At 70.6% G+C, this 17,646-nt stretch carries 14 protein-coding genes and 2 pseudogenes; 7 read left to right on the top strand and 9 right to left on the bottom strand.

Annotated features, from left to right (window positions below):
• Positions 1–360 precede the first annotated feature (360 nt).
• The 5 genes and pseudogenes from OG948_RS36030 to OG948_RS36010 form a co-directional block, all read right to left on the bottom strand.
• Positions 361–1,521, bottom strand: a complete 1,161-nt coding sequence (locus OG948_RS36030; RefSeq protein WP_331769188.1) for an MFS transporter — start codon at positions 1,519–1,521, stop codon at positions 361–363.
• Positions 1,522–1,961: 440 nt separating this feature from the next.
• Positions 1,962–2,423: a hypothetical protein gene (locus OG948_RS36025; RefSeq protein ID WP_331773405.1), complete on the bottom strand. Its 462-nt coding sequence runs from the start codon at positions 2,421–2,423 to the stop codon at positions 1,962–1,964.
• Between the two features lie 263 nt (positions 2,424–2,686).
• Positions 2,687–3,724, bottom strand: a pseudogene (locus OG948_RS36020) (AMP-binding protein); the annotation flags it as partial.
• A 188-nt stretch (positions 3,725–3,912) separates the two neighbouring features.
• Complete coding sequence (locus OG948_RS36015) at positions 3,913–4,218, bottom strand: antibiotic biosynthesis monooxygenase (RefSeq protein WP_331769187.1); 306 nt, start codon at positions 4,216–4,218, stop codon at positions 3,913–3,915.
• 48 nt (positions 4,219–4,266) lie between these two features.
• A complete protein-coding gene (locus tag OG948_RS36010; protein ID WP_331769186.1) occupies positions 4,267–4,728 on the bottom strand; it encodes a MarR family transcriptional regulator in 462 nt (153 codons plus the stop codon).
• Positions 4,729–5,010: 282 nt separating this feature from the next.
• Here OG948_RS36010 and OG948_RS36005 point away from each other — a divergent pair, with 282 nt between their 5' ends.
• Positions 5,011–5,325 (top strand): pentapeptide repeat-containing protein, encoded by a 315-nt coding sequence (locus tag OG948_RS36005; RefSeq protein WP_331769185.1) that lies wholly within the window; start codon positions 5,011–5,013, stop codon positions 5,323–5,325.
• 431 nt (positions 5,326–5,756) lie between these two features.
• On the opposite strand, the gene OG948_RS36000 is transcribed toward OG948_RS36005, so the two are convergent.
• Complete coding sequence (locus OG948_RS36000; RefSeq protein WP_406300454.1) at positions 5,757–7,913, bottom strand: SpoIIE family protein phosphatase; 2,157 nt, start codon at positions 7,911–7,913, stop codon at positions 5,757–5,759.
• A 95-nt stretch (positions 7,914–8,008) separates the two neighbouring features.
• On the opposite strand from OG948_RS36000, the pseudogene OG948_RS35995 reads away from it, so the two are divergent.
• Together OG948_RS35995 and OG948_RS35990 are read left to right on the top strand one after the other, a co-directional pair.
• Positions 8,009–8,167, top strand: a pseudogene (locus OG948_RS35995) (transposase); the annotation flags it as partial.
• Positions 8,168–8,380: 213 nt separating this feature from the next.
• A complete protein-coding gene (locus tag OG948_RS35990; protein WP_406300453.1) occupies positions 8,381–8,695 on the top strand; it encodes a hypothetical protein in 315 nt (104 codons plus the stop codon).
• Positions 8,696–9,399: 704 nt separating this feature from the next.
• Here the strand turns inward: OG948_RS35990 and OG948_RS35985 are convergent.
• A complete protein-coding gene (locus OG948_RS35985; protein WP_331769182.1) occupies positions 9,400–11,637 on the bottom strand; it encodes a helix-turn-helix domain-containing protein in 2,238 nt (745 codons plus the stop codon).
• Between the two features lie 413 nt (positions 11,638–12,050).
• Here OG948_RS35985 and OG948_RS35980 point away from each other — a divergent pair, with 413 nt between their 5' ends.
• The 3 genes from OG948_RS35980 to OG948_RS35970 all read left to right on the top strand — a co-directional run bounded on the left by OG948_RS35980 (position 12,051) and on the right by OG948_RS35970 (position 15,635).
• Positions 12,051–13,136, top strand: a complete 1,086-nt coding sequence (locus tag OG948_RS35980; protein ID WP_331769181.1) for a serine hydrolase domain-containing protein — start codon at positions 12,051–12,053, stop codon at positions 13,134–13,136.
• Between the two features lie 209 nt (positions 13,137–13,345).
• Positions 13,346–14,368 carry an alpha/beta hydrolase gene (locus OG948_RS35975; protein WP_406300452.1) on the top strand — a complete coding sequence of 341 codons (1,023 nt, stop codon included), beginning with the start codon at positions 13,346–13,348 and terminating at the stop codon, positions 14,366–14,368.
• A gap of 415 nt (positions 14,369–14,783) precedes the next feature.
• Positions 14,784–15,635, top strand: a complete 852-nt coding sequence (locus OG948_RS35970; protein ID WP_331769180.1) for a hypothetical protein — start codon at positions 14,784–14,786, stop codon at positions 15,633–15,635.
• Here the strand turns inward: OG948_RS35970 and OG948_RS35965 are convergent.
• Together OG948_RS35965 and OG948_RS35960 are read right to left on the bottom strand one after the other, a co-directional pair.
• Positions 15,614–16,630: an IS3 family transposase gene (locus OG948_RS35965; protein ID WP_331769179.1), complete on the bottom strand. Its 1,017-nt coding sequence runs from the start codon at positions 16,628–16,630 to the stop codon at positions 15,614–15,616. The two genes, OG948_RS35970 and OG948_RS35965, sit on opposite strands and share 22 nt — an antisense overlap.
• Positions 16,627–17,073, bottom strand: coding sequence for a transposase (locus OG948_RS35960; RefSeq protein ID WP_331769178.1), 447 nt, complete (start codon positions 17,071–17,073; stop codon positions 16,627–16,629). Before OG948_RS35960 ends, OG948_RS35965 begins: the two co-directional genes overlap by 4 nt.
• 53 nt (positions 17,074–17,126) lie before the next feature.
• On the opposite strand from OG948_RS35960, the gene OG948_RS35955 reads away from it, so the two are divergent.
• Positions 17,127–17,594 (top strand): hypothetical protein, encoded by a 468-nt coding sequence (locus OG948_RS35955; protein WP_331769177.1) that lies wholly within the window; start codon positions 17,127–17,129, stop codon positions 17,592–17,594.
• The last annotated feature ends 52 nt before the right edge of the window (positions 17,595–17,646 follow it).

The following is a 17,646-nucleotide window of genomic DNA, read 5'->3' as shown; positions in this document are numbered from 1 at the left end:
CGAAAGCTGTTTTCGCCCATCCGTGCGAGCCCCGCCCCGGTCCCGGCCTCCATCCGCTCGTACCCACCGTCACCGGCTCGATCGGGGCGGTGGCCGCGCGGCGAACAACGCCGTGCACAAGGAAGGGGGCTGTCGCCTGCGGTCACCACCAAGAGCGGGACCCGGTCGGCACGGCCGCCGCGCATGCATGGAAGCACCACCCGCGCACCCGGGAACACGTCGCCGCCGCACCCGCCGAAGGCCATGACCGAGAAGGACGTCGTCCCGTGCCCGAAACGGTTCGTCGCCCACGGGATCCATCCGCACCGACCCCACACGATCTCCACGACCGACCCACTCCCCACGGACCGCTCGACCGATCTATGGGAGCCTCACCTCGGCGGCGACCGGTGCCCGATCGCAGAGCCGGGCCATCCGCAGCACCGGCACGGCCGCCACGCAGCCGGCCGGCGCCAGCACGACGCCCAGCCCCGACGGACCCACGGCGTCCAGCAGCGCCCCGACCGCGGGCGGCCCCAGGCCGGCGCCCACCGTCACCGCACCGCTCAACGCCACCGCCCACCTGCCGCTCGCGTCGATCTCGGCCGCCGCGGCCAGCACCAGCACCGCCAGATAGCAGCACTGCCACACCACCACCGCCACCACGTACGGCGCCGCCGACCCCGTGCACACGACCACGACCCTGGCGACCGCCCCCAGCGCGAGACACCCGGCCATCGCGGGCACCCGCCCGAAACGGCGCGCGGCCAGCGAGCCGGTCACGATCCCGCCCAACGCGCAGATCCCCGCGACCGCGAGCACGACGGAAACCGCCGAGGACGACAGACGCACATGGTCCCGGCCGAACACCGCCGCGTACGACCACGTGCCCTGATCCGCGGCCAACAACAGCGCGACCGCCCCCAGCAGCGGCAAACCCGGAACACCCGCCGACGGCACGACCTCCGTCGCGGACCGCCCCGAACTCTCCGGAAGCCGGCCCACCAGGACGTACGCCGGCACGCAACACGCCGCCACCACCACGAACCCCGCCCCGGTACCCCAGCCCGCGTCCGCCGCCGGAACCACCACCAGCAACACGGCGATCGCGACGGTGCTCCCGAGCACCGTCACCCTCGACGCCCGGTCGGCGTCACCGGTCGCCGAGAGTCCGGCCGCGGAGGCGGCGAACACCGCCCCCAACCCCGCCCCCGCCAACACGTTCGCCGCCGCCAACACCACCAGGTCGGGCGCCAGCCCGGCACCGGCCAATCCCACCGCGGCCACCGCGAGCCCGCCCCGAGCCGTCCGCGCCCGCCCCCGCAGGCCACCCCGCCGGGCCACCAGCAGCGTCACCGCCGCCGCGCTCAGCAACTGAGCCGCGGCCACCACCCCCGAAGCCGCGCCCGACAGGCCGAACCGGGACGCGTAGCCCGAGAGCAACACCGGCATCAGATTGCCGCCGACGTTGCCCAGCGTCATGCCCGCGATCAGCGCCGCCGACATCCCCACCGACCGCCCGACCCCGCCGCCCGGGCTCACCGTCCGCCTCCCGGACGGCGATCGGCGGCACGCCCGCGCGCACCGCGATCCCACCGCCGAGGCCCCTGGAACACACCGCACATCGGCCACCTCACAGGGCATCGAACGGCGCCATCAACCATGCACCATCCTTGTCAACAGTGGTGCAATACTAGCCGGTAACCAGGACGAGAGCCATGGGACCAGGCACCCGAACGCCCCCGGCTGCGCCCGCCTCGGCCGCCACCCACCCCACGAGTTCGAGGGTGACGAAGTGTTCGGCGACGCCCGGATCGGTCTCGGCGCGGACGTCCGGTACAGCCTCGGCCTGCGCGATCTCGGCCGGCTTTCGCTTCGCAACGATGTTCCCGTTCAAGCCCTCGCCGACGACGGCGGCCCGACCCTGCCCAGGCCGGCTGGCCGGCCGACCGACACGGCCCGCGTGACGCCGGCGAATGGTCCTACGCCGGGCCGGAGATACGACGGACACGACCGCGCCGTGCGCCTGCCGGGCGGAGTCGTGTCGGCTTCCGGGGCCGCTTCCACCACTGCTTGCGCGCCTCGGGGCGGTCGAGAAGGTCCAGGACGTGTGCGCGACCGTGCTCGGCGAACCGGGACTCCAGGGCCGTGACGTCGGGGTCGGTGAGAGGCCGGTAAGCGCAGTCCCTGCCCGCACCGTCGGGGCGCCACCAGACCTCGCCTGGGCCCGAGTGCCAGGCCTGGCGGGCCAGGACGCGGGTGAGGGCCTTGTGGGTCCGGATGTGCGGGAGTTCGTCGGCGACGCGGATGTAGCGGGGGCGCCAGGTGGGCGACAGGTCGGGCTGGGCGGCCTGCCACGCCGCGAACTCCGCGGGGTCGAAGCGGGCGCCTTCGCGCAGCACGAGCGCCGCCATGGCCTGGTCGCCCGCCGCCTCGTCGGGCACCCCGTACACCGTCGCCAGCACGACGTCCGGGTGACGGGCGAGGATCCGCGTGACGAGTGTCGAGCGAAGTTCTCGCCGCCGACGCGGACCCACTCGCCGCCGCGGCCGGCGAAGAAGACCAGGCCGTCCGCGTCCCGGGAGGCGAGGTCGCCGCTCCAGTACCAGCCCTCGCGCAGCCGGTCGGCGGTGGCGTCCGCGTTGTTCCAGTAGCCCTCGAACGCCCCGGCGCCGTCGAGGTTGACCAGTTCGCCGACCGCCTCGTCCGCGTTGAGCAGCCGCCCGGCCGCGTCGAACCGCCCCGGCGGGCACTCCTCGCGGGTCTCCGGGGCGAGGATGCGGATGTCGCCGTTGGCCCTGCCGAGCGCGCCCGGCGGCATGCCCTCGACCGGCATGAACGACAGGCCGCCCTCGGTCGAGCCGAAGCCGTCGCACACGGCGCAGCCGAAGCGGCGCGCGAACCGCTCGACGTCCTGCGGGCCGCCTTCGTTACCGAACACGCGGGTGAGCATGTTGTCGGCGTCGTCGGGTTGTTCGGGGGTGGCGAGGATGTACGCGAGGGGCCGGCCGACGTAGTTGGCGTAGGTGACGCCGTACCTGCGCACGTCGGGGAGGAATTCCGAGGCGGAAAACCTGCGGCGGGGTACGAGTGTCGCGCCGGAGGCCACCGCCGGGGTCCAGCAGGTGATCATCGCGTTGGAGTGGAACAGCGGCATGGCGCAGTAGGCCACGTCGTCGTCGGTCAGCCGTTGCATCGCGACGACGCCGCGGCCCAGGGTGGCGATTTTTCCTTGCGAGCAGATGACGGCCCTGGGGTGGCCGGTGGTCCCCGACGTCAGGATCAGCATGTACGGGTCGTCGGGCGCGGGGGCTGCGTCGGGCAGCGGGGCGCCCGCGTACGGGGCGAGCGCATCGCGCCAGGTGGGGTCGTCGACATTGATGAGCCGCGCGGCCGGGAAGTGCGGGAGCGCCTCGCGGAGCCGGGCGAGGTGCGGGTCGCCGGTGATCAGGAGCGCGCAGTCGGTGTGCTCGACGTCGCGGGCGAGTTCGGCGCCGTGGCGGGTCGGGTTGAGGCCGACGAAGACGGCGCCGGACACGGCCGCGGCGGCGAGGAGAAAGGAGAACTCGGGGACGTTCTCGGGCAGTACGCCGATGTGGAACGGCCGGTTTCGTTCGCGTCGCGCTTCGAGGAACGCGGCGCGCTGGGCGGCGAGGCGGGTGTGCTCGTCCCAGGGCCAGGACTGTTCGCCGTACCGCAGCCCGGTCGAGGGATCGCCGGCCCGTTGCCGGACAAGGTCGTTCACGGTGACGGACCAACGGCCGGTCACGCACGCTCCTCGTTCTTGATCGGGATCGGTGTCGCGGGACGCAAGGTCCGAAGTCGCCGAGGCGAGCGGTCACCCGGCCGTGGCCGCCCGCGTGCGGGCGGCCACGGTGGTTCCGGTTGGGCAGGGAGTGGGCGTCCGGCTTTGCGGGTTGCGGCCCGCGGCGGTCACATGCCCAGTGCCGATGTGCGCGCGGTGACCGTGTAGACGTGCGCGTCGACGTCGACCAGCTTGGGCAGGTAGCGCTCGTTGAAGGCGTCCTCGTAGGGCATGCCGCGGTGCGCCTCGAACTGCTCGGCGGTCTCCCACGCCTCGAAGAAGCGGAAGGTGTGGGGGCGCTCCAGGTCCTCGGCCCACCAGTAGTCGATGCAGCCGGGGTCTTTGCGGCTGAGCTCGGACACCGCGAGGAGCCCTTCGACGACCTCGTAGACGTCCTCGGCGCGGAACGTCAGGAAACCGGTGATGACCAGCATGTTCTTCCTCCTGATGTATTCATGGTCCGTCGGGTCTGCGCGCACCGGTCAGGGCGCCGGGTCCACGGGGTCGGGCCGGGTGTCGCCGAGTGCCGCGTCGAGGGTGCCCAGTGCGGAGATCACCTTGTCGGCGTCCGCGCGGGGGAGAGCGGCGAGCAGTGCCCGCAGGGTGGGTTCGGCGTCGCGGCTCCTGGCCTGGCCGGCCTGGGCGCGGGCGTGCGGGGCGATCTCGGCGAGGGTGCGGCGCCGGTCGGCGGGGTCGGGCGCGAGGTCGACCAGGCCCCGGCGGCGGAGTGCCGCCAGCACGGTGGACACCCGGCTCTGTGCGAAGCCGGTGCGCCGGGCGAGCGTCCCCACCGGCTGCGCGCCGTCGGTGTACAGGCATTCGAGCAGCAGCAGTTCGGTGGTGCCCAGGTCGGAGGTGTCCTTCATCGCCGCGGCGGCGGCGGCCGTGAGGCGGCGGCCGAGGTTGTGCAGGCCCGCGAGGTTCAGGTACTCGGTCGGCTCCATGCCGGCGTCCTTCTTCTCCGTGGCGGCGAGGCGCCTGCCGAGGGTGTGCGGTACGGCGAGGTTCGTCAGGCGGCCGGGTGGTCCCAGCCGCCCGCCTTTCCGGGTCAGTAGAACATCTCCAGTGATACATTACTAGAGATGTATCACTGGAGATGAAATATGCTCGAGCGTGAACCGACGCCGCGACACCCCCCCGGAGAGGCGCCGCCCGGCCGAGAGCCCGAACCGTGCCGGCTCACCGCGACGCACTGCCCGCACCCCATCAAGGGAGGCCGGAACCCCATGACCCCCACACCGCCGCCGTTCCGCGACCACGGCACCGCCACCGGAACCCCGGGAACCGACCCGCCGGCATCGCTCGCCACCGAAACCGACCTGACAGACGTCGACTTCACCGGCCTGGACCTGCGCCCGGCACTACGCGCCGATCCGCGTCCGCGCACGTTCACCCGCTGCACGTTCACCGAGGCCAACCTGCGCGGCGCCGACCTCGGCGAACTCACCATCGCCGCCGCCGCACAATTCTCGGGCGCGATGATCTCCGTGGCCCAGGCCGCCCGCGTCTGCGCAGCCCTCGGACTCAACGTCGTCGACTGAACCCGGCAGCGCTCACCGAGCCGCGAACCCGGAAGGCGCCCCCTGAAGCCGGAGGCGCCTGCAAAATGCGCGAACATCCCAGCCCAGAACACGGCCCGGACACCTTCCGAACTCGCGGACCAACAGGGTGTGGTCAAAGGGTCAACCGGTCCGAAACATCCTGGTCAAGGCGAAAAAGGGATGTTTCGGGCCCTTTAATACGTAGGTAAGCGAAGCCCGTCAGTGCGCGTGGCGGTCCGGTGGACGCCGGGATGACCCCGAGCCCCCTTTGGCCCTGCGAGGCCTCGGACAAGGTCGGGTGATGATGCTCCGGCTTGGGAGGACTCGGTGCGATTCGCGCGCGCCGAGGCGGGGGCGGCGGGTCCGGGCGGCGTGACCGAATATCACGCTTTCGAGTTCGGTACCGACCCGGGCCCATCGCCTGATGCGCGTTATGGCATGGGGTGGGCGTCCGGGAGAGACTGTTCTGCCCAGATGATCTTTCCGGAGCGGGTGAACCGGGTGCCCCAACTCTCGGTGAGTTGTGCGACCAGGAGCAGTCCTCGGCCGCCTTCGTCAAAGATGCGGGCGCGGCGCAGGTGTGGAGCGGTGTTGCCGGCGTCGGAGACTTCGCAGATGAGGGTGGCTTGCCGGATCAGGCGCAGCTGGATCGGGCCGGCGCCGTAGCGGATGGCGTTGGTGACGAGTTCGCTCACCACGAGTTCTGTGGTGAAGATGGCGTCCTCCAGGCCCCAGGCGATCAGCTGGTCGGACGTGTGCCTGCGGGCGTCGCTGACGGCGGCGGGGTCGGCAGGGATGTTCCATACGGCGACCTGGCCGGCGTCGAGTGTGCGGGTGCGGACCAGGAGCAGGGCGATGTCGTCGGTGGGACGGCCCGGCAGCAGGGTGGCCAGAAGGGTGTCGCACCTTTCCTCGATGGATGAAGCGGCGGGCCGGGAGAGGACGTCGCGTATGAGGGCGAGCCCGATTTCGATATCCCGTGCGGGGGCCTCGACAAGTCCATCGGTGTACAGGGCCAGGAGGCTGCCGTCCTGTAGTTCGAACTCGGCGGTTTCGAAGGGGAGTCCGCCGAGGCCCAATGGGGGACCGATGGGCAGGTCCGGGAAGTTCACCACGCCGCCGGGAGTGACGACGGCGGGAAGCAGGTGCCCGGCGCTGGCGAGCGAGCACCGGCGGGAGACCGGGTCGTAGACCGCGTACAGGCAGGTGGCGACGATCTCATCGGTGGCCGGCGACTCCTCCCGTTGGAGTCGGGTGACCACGTCGTCCAGGCGTGTGAGGACTTCGTCGGGTGTGACGTCGACATCGGCGAGCGTGCGCACGGCTGTCCGAAGCCGGCCCATGGTGGCAGAGGCGCGGATGCCGTGGCCGACCACGTCGCCCACCACGAGGGCGACGCGAGCACCGGACAGCGGGATCACGTCGTACCAGTCGCCGCCGACTCCGGCGTGGGCTCCTGCAGGCAGGTAGCGGGCGGCCACCTCCACGGCGGAAAGTTCGGGGAGGCGCTGCGGGAGCAGGCTGCGCTGCAGGGTGAGCGCGGTGGAGCGCTCATGGGTATAGCGGCGAGCATTGTCGATGTACACGGCTGCCCGGGCGGCGACCTCCTGGGCAAGAAGCAGATCGTCGTCGTTGAAGGGGGCCACCGTATGGTGGCGAAAGAACTGTGCCATCCCCAAGGCCGTGCCACGTGCTCTCAGCGGGACCGCCAGCATCGAGTGGATGCGGTACGTGTCGATGGTCTGTATGCGATCAGGGCTTGCGACCGCCCAGTCCGGGGCGTGGGAGGCTTCGATGCGGTGTCGAGAGGGTTGCCCGGTGGCAAGTGCGCGTGCAAGCGCGGATTCCTCGGGGTAGGTGTGTGTCTGCCGTATTTCGACGGTCGCTTCCGGGCAGCCGTCCAGGATGGACTGCTGGGCTACCCGGCGTAGGACGACCGGGGCCGTCAGCCGCTCCGCGTCGTGCCCTTGGAGTACGGACTCGAGCAGGTCGACGACGACCAGGTCCGCGATGTGCTCGATGCCGATGTCCGCGAGCTCTTGGCTGGTTCGAGTGATGTCCAGGGTGGTTCCGACGCGCATGCCGGCTTCATTGACCACGGACAGCCGTCGCTGCAGCCAGCGGTCCCGTTCCTGCTGGTATGCGGCGACGGTCTGTTCTGCCGCGCGATCGACGTATTCGAACGACAGCGCGATCGCTCGGGTGGTCGTGGCGTTGATCAGCTTGCTGTCGCCGGTGAGCCGGCAGACCTCCTCGAGTATCCGCTTGAGCAGGTAATCCTGGGCCAGTCGGTAGGTCCGCAATAGGGCACTGAGCGGTCGGCCGCGCTGCGCGAAGCGACGCGCGTGGTCCACGGCAGAGGCCGGTATCTCGACGGCGTCCAGACCGACCCGTCCCTCAAGGGCACACAGCACGGTGGAGAGCTCTTCGGCGATGCTTGCCAGCAGTGGATCGGCCAGATCCTCGTCCTTCCACAACTCGGGGATCTCATCGTGGTAAATCTGCACCAATTGATCGACCAGCCCGGATGCTTCGCATCTGAGTTCGCCAGCGGCCCCCGAGAGAAGAGCGTCAACGCTGACTTTCATGATGAAAATGCTACGCCGGTCATCGAGAGCCGTCCTGGGACCAGCCGGATCGCGGCAGTGTCACGTTGGGTGGTCGGTGTGGGTGACCTTCTGGCCGCGGCGCGGGCAAGACCGACGCCCGCAACGTCCGCGTGATCGCCGACCAGGCCAGGATGCGCCCCGACCTGCGACACGTCTGTCCCGGTGACGAAGCCGCGACCGAGCTCACTCTGCTGACCGGGCGCTGTGCCGACCTGATACCCCGACGGACGCGGGGTGAGGTTCGCCGGGATGGTTGGTCTCCGGAACGCGCAGTCCGTTCCCCTGGGGACCTGCAGGCTCACCGTGTTCTCGGTGTCCTGGATGCTGGTGGTCGTCGAAGCCGGCGACCACCACTGTTTCCTGCCCGGATTCCGCGACCGAGTCGGGGTTGGAGGTCATGTGCGCACCCTTCGCGGCTGAGCGACCCGATCAATAGGGCGTGTGGCGTGACGTCGACCTTCGAGACCCCGTTGTATGCCGGCGACGGCCGCATGGCCGCTGTCGTCCACGCCGCCCCCGCGCCCCCGCGCCGCGCGCGCCGCGACGTTCGTCCACTCCATGATCGTCCTGGAGCCCTTCGCCGACTTCAACGCCGTCGTGGGCTGTGCCTGCGCGACCGTTACATGGCCGGTTCCGACGAGGCTCTCACCGTTCCCCCCGGCGGCTGGGTGCAGTTGACCCGCGACATCCGCGAACACAAGCACTCCCTCACCGATGTCGCCCGGACCCTGCGCGCCTGGAGCCGGCCGCGGACCGATTGAACATCGGACCCACCCTCCGGGAGCCGGCGGCAACTCGCCGAGCGGACCCGGAGGGAACGTCCGTAGGCGGGCCCGGTCGGCTCTCGCCCCGGAACTCCCGGCCCTCGGCGGCGACATGGGCTGCCGGCGTCGGGCGATCCGGGGACCGCGGGCGTGGGACACGACCCGTCGGAGGTGATAACCCCCGACGACGTCCCGTGGATCCTTGGGTCGCGAATGCGTGGACGATGCGCCTTTGCGACTCGCCGGGTGGCGGGTGCGCTCCGCGCACGACTGTCGTTGATGCCGGGCGTTGCTCACCCGCGATGTGGCGCCTCTTTACACCGACCGCGACCTGTTGTGGGCATTGCGCGCCGCCCGACGTCGTGTACGTCACCGACGCTGATGAGGACGGCGTGAACGTGTGGGTCCACGACGGCGCCGGGTCGTGGGCGGTGGCGACTACATTGCCCGACAGCCGTTGGCGCGTGGGGCTGGGTGGCCCGCGCTTGGTCGACGAGATCGAGGCCGCTTGGGACGCGTGGGAGCGCGAGGGTCGGATCCGGCCCCGCAATCACGGCGTCACGATCACCGCAGAGCAGCAGTGTGTCGCCGCCTGCGAACTCGACGACCCCCGGCTGTCGTTCGACGCGCTCGTCCGGGCGTGGGCGTGGTTGCTCCGGGGAGGTCCGGGTCGTCGTCGGGTATCGGACGGCTTGGGGGAGCTATGGGTGTCGGTCGTCGGCGGGGGCGGTGCGTCGGAAGGCGTGGCCGAGGTGGTCTTGGAGGCGGGCGTGGCGGAATTGGTAGACGGCGCCGACTTGGCGCAGTACTCCGCGGTGGTAGGCGTCGTCGAGGAAGGTGGTGACTGCCCAGGGGAGTTTGCCGGTGAGAGGGAGCCAGACACGGGAGAACACCAGCCACTGGCCCCACGCGGTGAAGGCGAAGGTGTGGGAGAGTGCCCCGGCCAACCCGCCCAGGAGTCCTGCGGCGAGCGCGTAGGAGAGGGACCAGTTGAGCGGGTCCTGGAGGAACGTGCTCACAAGCGTTCCGCCGAAGGCGATTGCCAGTATGAATATCGGCGCGACGACCAGGGCCCGGCGGACGGCGGTCGTGCGGTTGCTGCGCAGCATGGCGAGCGGACTGGTTGCCGAGTCGAGATCGACGGGCGCTTCCAGCACCGAGGTGAGACCGAAGACCACGCCGGCGGCCAGCCCGAGGATGAAGCCGTACACGAGCATGTTGATCAGTGACGTCTTGATCAGCACGTCGATCGAAGAGGGAAAGCCGTGGAGTGTTTCGCGCCCGATCGCGATCATCAGCGGGTATCCGAGGCCGACCGCGAATCCGCCGAGGAGCCCGGCGCCGAATCTCGTGGTGAAGGTGCGGACCACGGGGGTCCGGCTGTTCCGCCCGAACAACCGCATCTGGACGCGCGCCGGCTCGAACACCACACCGCCGCACACGATCATGAGCCCGTACACCATGCCGAAGCCCAGCCCGACCATGGGCCCCAGTGTCAGCCCGTCGAGCAGGCTTTTGCGGAGCCCGGTCGCGAACCCGAAGCCGTGCACGTATCTCGGTCCGTAGACCAGCCAGTCGGAGAGCGTGGTGACCATCGCCGAGGTCAGTGTCACGCCGAGGATGCGTGAGGAGCGGCTGAACGAGTTGCCCAGTTGCCACCAGGCGAGGTCCGGGGTGCCGAGTCGGTCGAGGTGGCAGGCGAGGTGGCCCAGCCAGTGCTGGACGCGGTCCGCGGTCCAGGCGGGGTGTCGCAACCCCGCGGAGGGTGCCCGGTACAGGGTCGGCACGAAACCGTCCAGCAGGTGGTCCTCCAGGTCGTTCGGGGTCGGGAATCGATTCGTGTCCAGCAGGGAGGCAGGGTCGGAGTCGGTGTCGTAGGTGGTGCGGGCGAGGACGACCATGAGCGGCGTGCCGAACACCTCGATGAGGTTCCTGCCGGCCGGGTCGTGCGGGCGTTCGCGCAGTTCGCGCAGGACCGGGTCCCAGCGAGTGGTGCGGCTGGAGCGGCGCAGGTAGTCGGAGAAGTCGGCGGGGGTGAGGTCGACGATCCGGATGCCCGCGGCCCAGGTGAGCACGTTGCCCGCCGCGACGGCCCTGCGGTACTCGTGTGGGCGGCTGGTCAACAGCATGGGCAGCGACGTGCGGTTGAGCGCCGGCAGCGCGGCGCGGTGCAGTCCATCGGGAATCTCGTCGAATCCGTCCAGTACCGGCAGGATGCGGCCTGCCTCGACCAGCGCCGCGGCCAGTGTCGAACCGCCGGGGGCACCCGCGACCAGGTCCGGGTGGTCGCGCAGCAGTCGGTCGACCAGCCAGTCCCGGAGGGTGTCGGTCGTCGGATCCCACGAGCCCAGGCTGAAGATCACCGGGACCGGGTCGGTACTGGTGCGTGTGGCCAGGTAGTCCAGGACGAACCGGAGCGTCAGGATCGTCTTTCCGGACCCGGCGCGGCCGAGCACCACGAGCCGGCCGGAGGGGACGCGCCGGTAGACGTCCGCGATCTCGGTCAGGTCGCCCGTGAGGTCCAGGGGGCTCGCGGAGCCTCCGGGAGGGACGCGGCGGATGTTGTCCCAGTGATCGGCCAGGTCGTCGGGTACCGGTTGCCACCGGATGGGCAGCGGGAACGGGTTGTGGGCGCCGCGCTGTTCGACTTCCCGTCGCCATCGGCCTTGGAGCACGTCCGCGAGTCGGTCGGCGACTCCGGCCAACAGTGGGCCTCCGCCGGGCGGGTCGGGGCCGGGTTCGGGTTCGGGTTCGTCGGGGAGCGCGGGCACCGCGCCCGCCGCGGACATCAGGTCGCGGCGTTCGTCGGGCGTGAGGTTCAGGGCGTCGGCGAGCAACCGGACCGTATCGAGTCGGAAGTTCTCCACCGCGCCGGTCTCCATCCTGCGGATGGTCCGCACGCCGACCGTGGACTTCTCGGCGAGTTGTTCCTGCGTCATTGACGCCCTGCGGCGCCATCGACGCACCAGCGGGCCGAACTCCCCCGTCACGTCTTGCCTTTCCCCCGTCGATCCCCGCCGATCCCGGCCCCGGTGACCCTATCGCCCGGACCGGCCAAAAGTGGCCGGTTCCTGGCCTGGCCCGCTGACCGGCGCGAACGCGATCGTTTGGGGGAACGCCGCCCCTGCGAGCGGGAATCCGACGAGCGTTCGCCGCCGGCCGGACCGCCACCGCGGCGGGCGGACGGTGCGTGCCCTCCGGGGTGAGATCAATCCAGGAAAGTGGGAACTCAGTGAAGATTCCTGTCCCTTCGGGACCGAGTGGGCCCGGAACGTCCGGTCGAGACGGCCGTGCGACCGGGCACCGCGGCACATCGCGGCTGGCGGCCCTCGTCATCGCCGCCGCCGTGGCGATGACGACGGCCGTGCCGGCGCAGGCACGGCCGGCCGGCGTGGCCGGCGACCACGCCGACACCCAGGCGGTGCTCGACAGTTACCAGGCGATTGCCGGGCCGGGTGCGGCCGTCCACGCCGGCAACCGCGCCGGCTCGTGGGATCTGTACAGCGGGACTGCGGACACCGGCGCCAGGCGCCCCATCGGATCCGACGACCAGTTCCGCATCGCCAGCCAGACCAAGACGTTCACCGCCGTCGTGGTCCTGCAACTGGTCGACGAGGGCAGGGTCGAGCTGGACGCCCCGATCGAGCGGTATCTACCCGGCGTCGTCGCGGGCAACGGCTACGACGGCACCACGATCTCGGTACGGCAGATCCTGCAGCACACCAGCGGCATCACCAACGCGTTCGGCACTCCCCGGGCCAACCCGGACGGCACCTACGACCTGCGGGAGGTGATCCGTGCCGCGCTGACCAACCCGCCACAGTTCGCACCGGGCACCGGCTGGGGATACTCCAACATCAACTTCCTGGTGGCCGGCCTGCTGATCGAGCAGATCACCGGCATCCCGGCAGGGGACGCGATCACCACCAGGATCATCGGTCCGCTCGGCCTGACCCGGACCGCCTACCCCCACGCCGGCGACCGCAGGCTCGACGCGCCGTATCTGCCCGGCTATGTCGGCGGCCGGGCGGGCCCGTTCTTCCTCTGGATCAACGCGACCTTCTCCGTGGAGCTGACCAAGTACGCCACGGCCGGAGCCATGGCCTCGACCGAACAGAACCTGGCCACGTTCGAACAGGCGCTGGCCGACGGCAGGCTCGTGTCCCCGGCGATGCTCACCCAGATGCGCACGACGGTGCCCATGCCCGGCTTTCCCGCCGTCATGAGCTACGGCCTCGGACTGTTCCGGCTCGACCTGTCCTGCGGCGGGCAGGCCTGGGGCCACTTCGGCGACCTGACGACCGGCCACTCGTCCGGGACGTTCGCCACCGACGACGGCCGGCACGCGGCACTGGTGACCAACGCCTACGTAGCGGGAGGAAAGCCGAAGGCCGCCCAGGTGCTCGACTCCGCGCTGTGCGGCACCCCGGTGGGCTGATCCACCGACCCGGTGGAGGTCGCCTCCCCGAGTGCGGGTCGGCCCGTGCCCGGTCGGCCGGCCCGCGCTCGCCCCACCACCCGGACCGGACGAAGTCGCCTCTCGGCGGGCACGTGGGCGACCGGGTGATTTGCCGAGGACCGGATCGCGACCTCGCCGGCACCGGTGAACGAGATTCCGAACCGAACAAATCCGAACGGGGAAACGACATGAGGACATTGCTGCGAAGAGTTCTCGCGTTGGGCGCCGCCGTCACCACGGTGATGGCGCTGTCCACGACCGCGACGCCGGCGGCCGACGGCGACACCGGGGTGCCGCCCACGCTGCGGGACGGATACGGCCTCACCCAAATGGGATCGACCACCGGGACCGCCACCGACTTCGTGATCACGGTGACCACACCGCAGGTGACGGGCAACCACCACATCAAGATCATCCTGCCGAGTGGCTACCACGACGACCCGACCCGGCGATACCCGGTGCTGTACTGGCTGCACGGGGCGAACGCCGACCCGGTGGACCAGAACTACTCCGCGCTGTCGAAGTCCGACTCGATGATCACCGTCATCCCGGACGGCGGTACGCGGGGCTGGTACGCCGACTGGCTCGATCAGAACACCGTACTGGGCGCGCAGAACTGGGAGACCTTCCACATCCGGCAGGTGATCCCGTTCATCGACGCCAACCTGCGCACCATCGCCACCAAGCAGGCCAGGGCCGTCGCCGGGCTCTCCATGGGCGGTTTCGGTGCCTTCCACTACGCGCAGAACCATCCCCAACTGTTCGGCCAGACCGCCTCGTTGTCCGGGGACGTCGATCTGTCGACGAGGTTCATGGTGCTGCGGTTGGCCGTGGTCGCCTCACTCGTCGGCTACAAGCCGGCGGTGGACAGCGACGCCGCGTTCGGCTCGCCCTACCCGGTCCTCAACGCCGACCGGCGATGGAACGAGATCGACCCGTCCCGGCACGTGGACCGGTTCGCCGGGATCGGCGTGTCCATGTACGTCGGCAACGGCCGCGGCCGACCGACGGAACCGGAGTTCTGGCTGGAGGGAGCGGCCGAGAACGTCGCACAGAACATGAAAGACCTGGGGCTGCCGTACCACTTCGTCGACTACGGCGACGGCTCGAACTGGGGAACGGGATGCGACGGCAGCCACAACAACAAGGCATGCCGAGAGGCGAGCCTTCAGGATCTGGTCCACCGGCTGGAGAAGGCCTTCGCCACGTGATCCCCGGCAGGTGGCGGCAGGGGTTGATCCGGAGGCCATCGGGCCGCGTCTGCCACACCCGAGCGTTCGAGTTCCGGGCCGGTTGTCACGGAGGAGGACGAATGCCTGGTTGCAACCGGCCCGGCAGGATGCCCAGGACGTCGCACGGGGCGACGCTGTCCAGGATCGCTTGCCCCGCGTTGCCGCCACCGGCGGGCCGCGACCCCGACGCCCTTCCGGCGGCCGGCTGACGACGCCGCGCAGGTACCCGCGGGCGGCCCCTGCGTGGCGCCGACACGAAGGAAGCGAGTATTCGCAGCGTTGTTTCGGTTCGGTTCAGTGACCGGTGGACGGTCGCAGTGCGTGGACGGTGTAGCGGGTGGGCGCGATCCGCGCCCGACGGCGGTACCCCGGCAAGGGATGGAGGTGTGTTGAGGTGCTTTCCCGCCTGTCGGTGCCTGCTCGACTGATCACGTTAACCGCGCTTGTCACCGCCTACGTCGCGCTGCACTTGGCGATCACTGCGGGACAGGACCTGCGCGCGCGCCGGGACTTCGGTTCGTCGGGCACGGTCGCGCTGTGGTGGGTGCTGGCCGCAGGGGTACTCGCCGTGCCGGCGCTGTGGCTGCGGCGTCGTCGTCGGATGCGCACCGTGGAACTCGTGGAGTTGGTCGAGCGGTTCGCCCCCCGACAGCCCCGCTGGCGGCGGCCTGTGTTCCTGGCGGCCAGCGGAGTCGGGTACGCCCTGTTCGCGGCCGGTTCCATCGCAGCCGGCATGGCCCAACGAAGCGACTCCAAGATGCCGGTGGCCGCGCAAGCGCTCCTACTGCCCGCCGGCCTGGCCGCGCTCGGGGCCGGATTCCTGACTCTGCGCTACTCCCGACCGCGCTCGGCGCGCGGCGCGGCCCGCGCCCTGCTCGTCGACGGGCGCGAGCCCGTGCTCTATCTGCGCAGCTTCGCCGACGACCCCATCTCGGCCCGGGTCGACGACGGGGTGGCCCTCAACATTCACTCGCGGGATGAGCAACTCGCGGGCGCGCTGGGCGCCTTCGGCCCCGTGATCGCGGTGGGCAGGCCCGGGGAGCCGCTGCCGCTCCTGGGCGCGGCGCGGTTCTACCTGCCGCTCGACGACTGGAAGCCGGTGATCCTCCGGCTGATGGAACTGTCCCGGCTCATCGTGTTGCGGGTGGGCTTGGGCGAGGGGCTGTGGTGGGAAGTCGACCAGGCCCTCGCCACCCCGGTGCCTGTCAATTCCGGTGAGACACGTCAGGCTGCGGGTTCTTCCTGATGCTCCTCCTTGGCGGGTTGGTTGATCCAGGCCGCCTTCGGGAGGCGGGGTGGCGTCGGTCTTCGGCGGAACCGGTGCGGGTTGGTGGCGTAGGCGTCGGCCAGGACGTCGGCCCGCCGTGCTCGGATCGTCACCGCGGTGCCGTCGTGGACGGATGCGGGGGTGTGCAGTCCGATGCCGGAGTGCCGGTGGACGTTGTTGTAGTAGGTGAAGAACCGCTGGCAGAAGGCGCGGGCGTCGGCCGGTGAGCCGAACCGGTCGGGGAAGACCGGGCAGTACTTCAAGGTCTTGAAGTTTGCTTCCGAGTACGGATTGTCGTTGGACACGCGTGGCCGCGAGTGCGAGCGGACGATGTTCAGGTCGGCGAGCAGCTGGGCGACCGGTTTGGAGGTCATCGAGGTGCCCCGGTCGGCGTGGATTACGTCCGGGACGACGCCGCCGTTGGCGCGGAAGGCGTCTTCGATGAACTCCTTCGCCAGTGCGGCCGATTCGCGCGGCACGACGAGCCAGTGGACCGCCTTGCGGGAGTAGATGTCGAGCATCACGAACAGGTCGTAGTACATCCCGCGGTCCGGGCCCTTGAGCTTGGTGGCGTCCCAGGTCCACACCTGGCTGGGGCCGTTGGCCACCAGCTCGGGCCTGGCCCGGGGCGGGTGGGTGGCCTGCGCGCGGCGCTCGCGGACTTCCCCGTGCTCGCGCAGCAGCCGGTACATCGTGGAGATCGAGCACAGGTAGGTGCCCTCGTCCAGCAAGGTGGCCCAGATCTGCGCCGGCGACTTGTCCACGAACCGCTGCGAGCGCAGCACGCCGAGGACCCGTGCCTGTTCCAGCTCGGACAGGGCCGCGGGGTGAGCTGCCGGCGCCCGGCGCGGCCCGGCCACGCGGGGCTTGGGATGGCGCTGCCGGTAGACGGTGGCCCGCGAGCGGCCGGTCAGCTCGCAGGCCGGCTTGATCCCGACGACCGGCTCCAGGGCGGCGAACGCCTCAGTGATCACTTCGTCCGCTTGGGCTCGGAGTCCTCGCTCCCGGAGAGCAGTTCCAAGAGCTCGTGTGCTTTTCCCAGGATGGCCAGCGCCCTCTGGGACTTGGCCAGCTCGGCGGCCAGCTTCTCGTTCTCCGCCCGCAGCCGCTCGGCCTCCTTCTCGGCTGCGCTCTTGCCCGTCGGTCCGGACGGCTTCGCGGCCAGCGCATCCAGCGCGCCGGCGTCCCGGGCGGTCCGCCAGTCGATGATGTGCGAGTGATACAGCCCCTCCCGGCGCAGCAGCGCGCCCTTCGCGCCGGGCTCGGTCAGCCGCTCGTACTCCTCCACGATCCGAAGCTTGTACTCCGGGGTGAAGGACCGCCGCTTCGGCCCGCCCGCGCGGGGACCGCGCTTCTTCTTGCCCACGGCCTCATCATCGGCCACACCGGCCTCAAGGTCGACACTACTCAGCGTCACGCTCGAAAGATCCTGTTCTCGCCCTACTAACAACAGAAGAGTCGATTGTCCTCATGTCTCACGAGAGTCTGACAGGGAGGGCCCAGCCCGCCCACAAGCTGCTCCTGTTGACGCCGGATCGGTTGGCGGACGTGGCCGAGCGCCTGGACGAACACCTGCCGGTGCCGTCCCGACTGCAGGAGGTGTGCGCGGGCGGCTCCTGGATCTCCGCCGCGGTCGCCTTCGGCCCCGGGTGGGTGCCACACGTACACCCGGTGGATCCCGCCCCCGGTACCACGGCCCCGCGAGGCGGACGCGCGCGCCGCGCCTTCAGGGCCGTCCTGGCGCCCTTTTGGACGCCCTCGCCCGCCCGCCGCGCGGCCCGCGTCATGAAGGCCGCGCTCGCGTCCGTGGGGATCCGCGGACGGATGGTCGTCCATCGGGCCGACGGCGGAATGCTCGTCACCCTGTGGAAAGGAGCCCTGGTGATTGCGGCCCTGGCCCCGCCCTACCGGGTGCTGCAAGTCGCCGGGGTCTGGTAAGCGCCGTACCCGCGGCCGGGACCATCCCAGGCCGACATCGAAGACCCGACTC

The organism is Embleya sp. NBC_00888 (assembly GCF_045207655.1).
Lineage (GTDB): Bacteria > Actinomycetota > Actinomycetes > Streptomycetales > Streptomycetaceae > Embleya.
This window is presented reverse-complemented; position numbering and strand designations above follow the sequence as displayed.

Coding starts and splice junctions, on each gene's coding strand:
- OG948_RS36015 (WP_331769187.1), bottom strand. CDS start 4,218: ATGCTGGTCATCACCGGTTTCCTGACGTTCCGCGCCGAGGACGTCTAC.
- OG948_RS36010 (WP_331769186.1), bottom strand. CDS start 4,728: ATGGAGCCGACCGAGTACCTGAACCTCGCGGGCCTGCACAACCTCGGC.
- OG948_RS36005 (WP_331769185.1), top strand. CDS start 5,011: ATGACCCCCACACCGCCGCCGTTCCGCGACCACGGCACCGCCACCGGA.
- OG948_RS36000 (WP_406300454.1), bottom strand. CDS start 7,913: ATGAAAGTCAGCGTTGACGCTCTTCTCTCGGGGGCCGCTGGCGAACTC.
- OG948_RS35985 (WP_331769182.1), bottom strand. CDS start 11,637: ATGACGCAGGAACAACTCGCCGAGAAGTCCACGGTCGGCGTGCGGACC.
- OG948_RS35980 (WP_331769181.1), top strand. CDS start 12,051: ATGACGACGGCCGTGCCGGCGCAGGCACGGCCGGCCGGCGTGGCCGGC.
- OG948_RS35975 (WP_406300452.1), top strand. CDS start 13,346: ATGAGGACATTGCTGCGAAGAGTTCTCGCGTTGGGCGCCGCCGTCACC.
- OG948_RS35955 (WP_331769177.1), top strand. CDS start 17,127: ATGTCTCACGAGAGTCTGACAGGGAGGGCCCAGCCCGCCCACAAGCTG.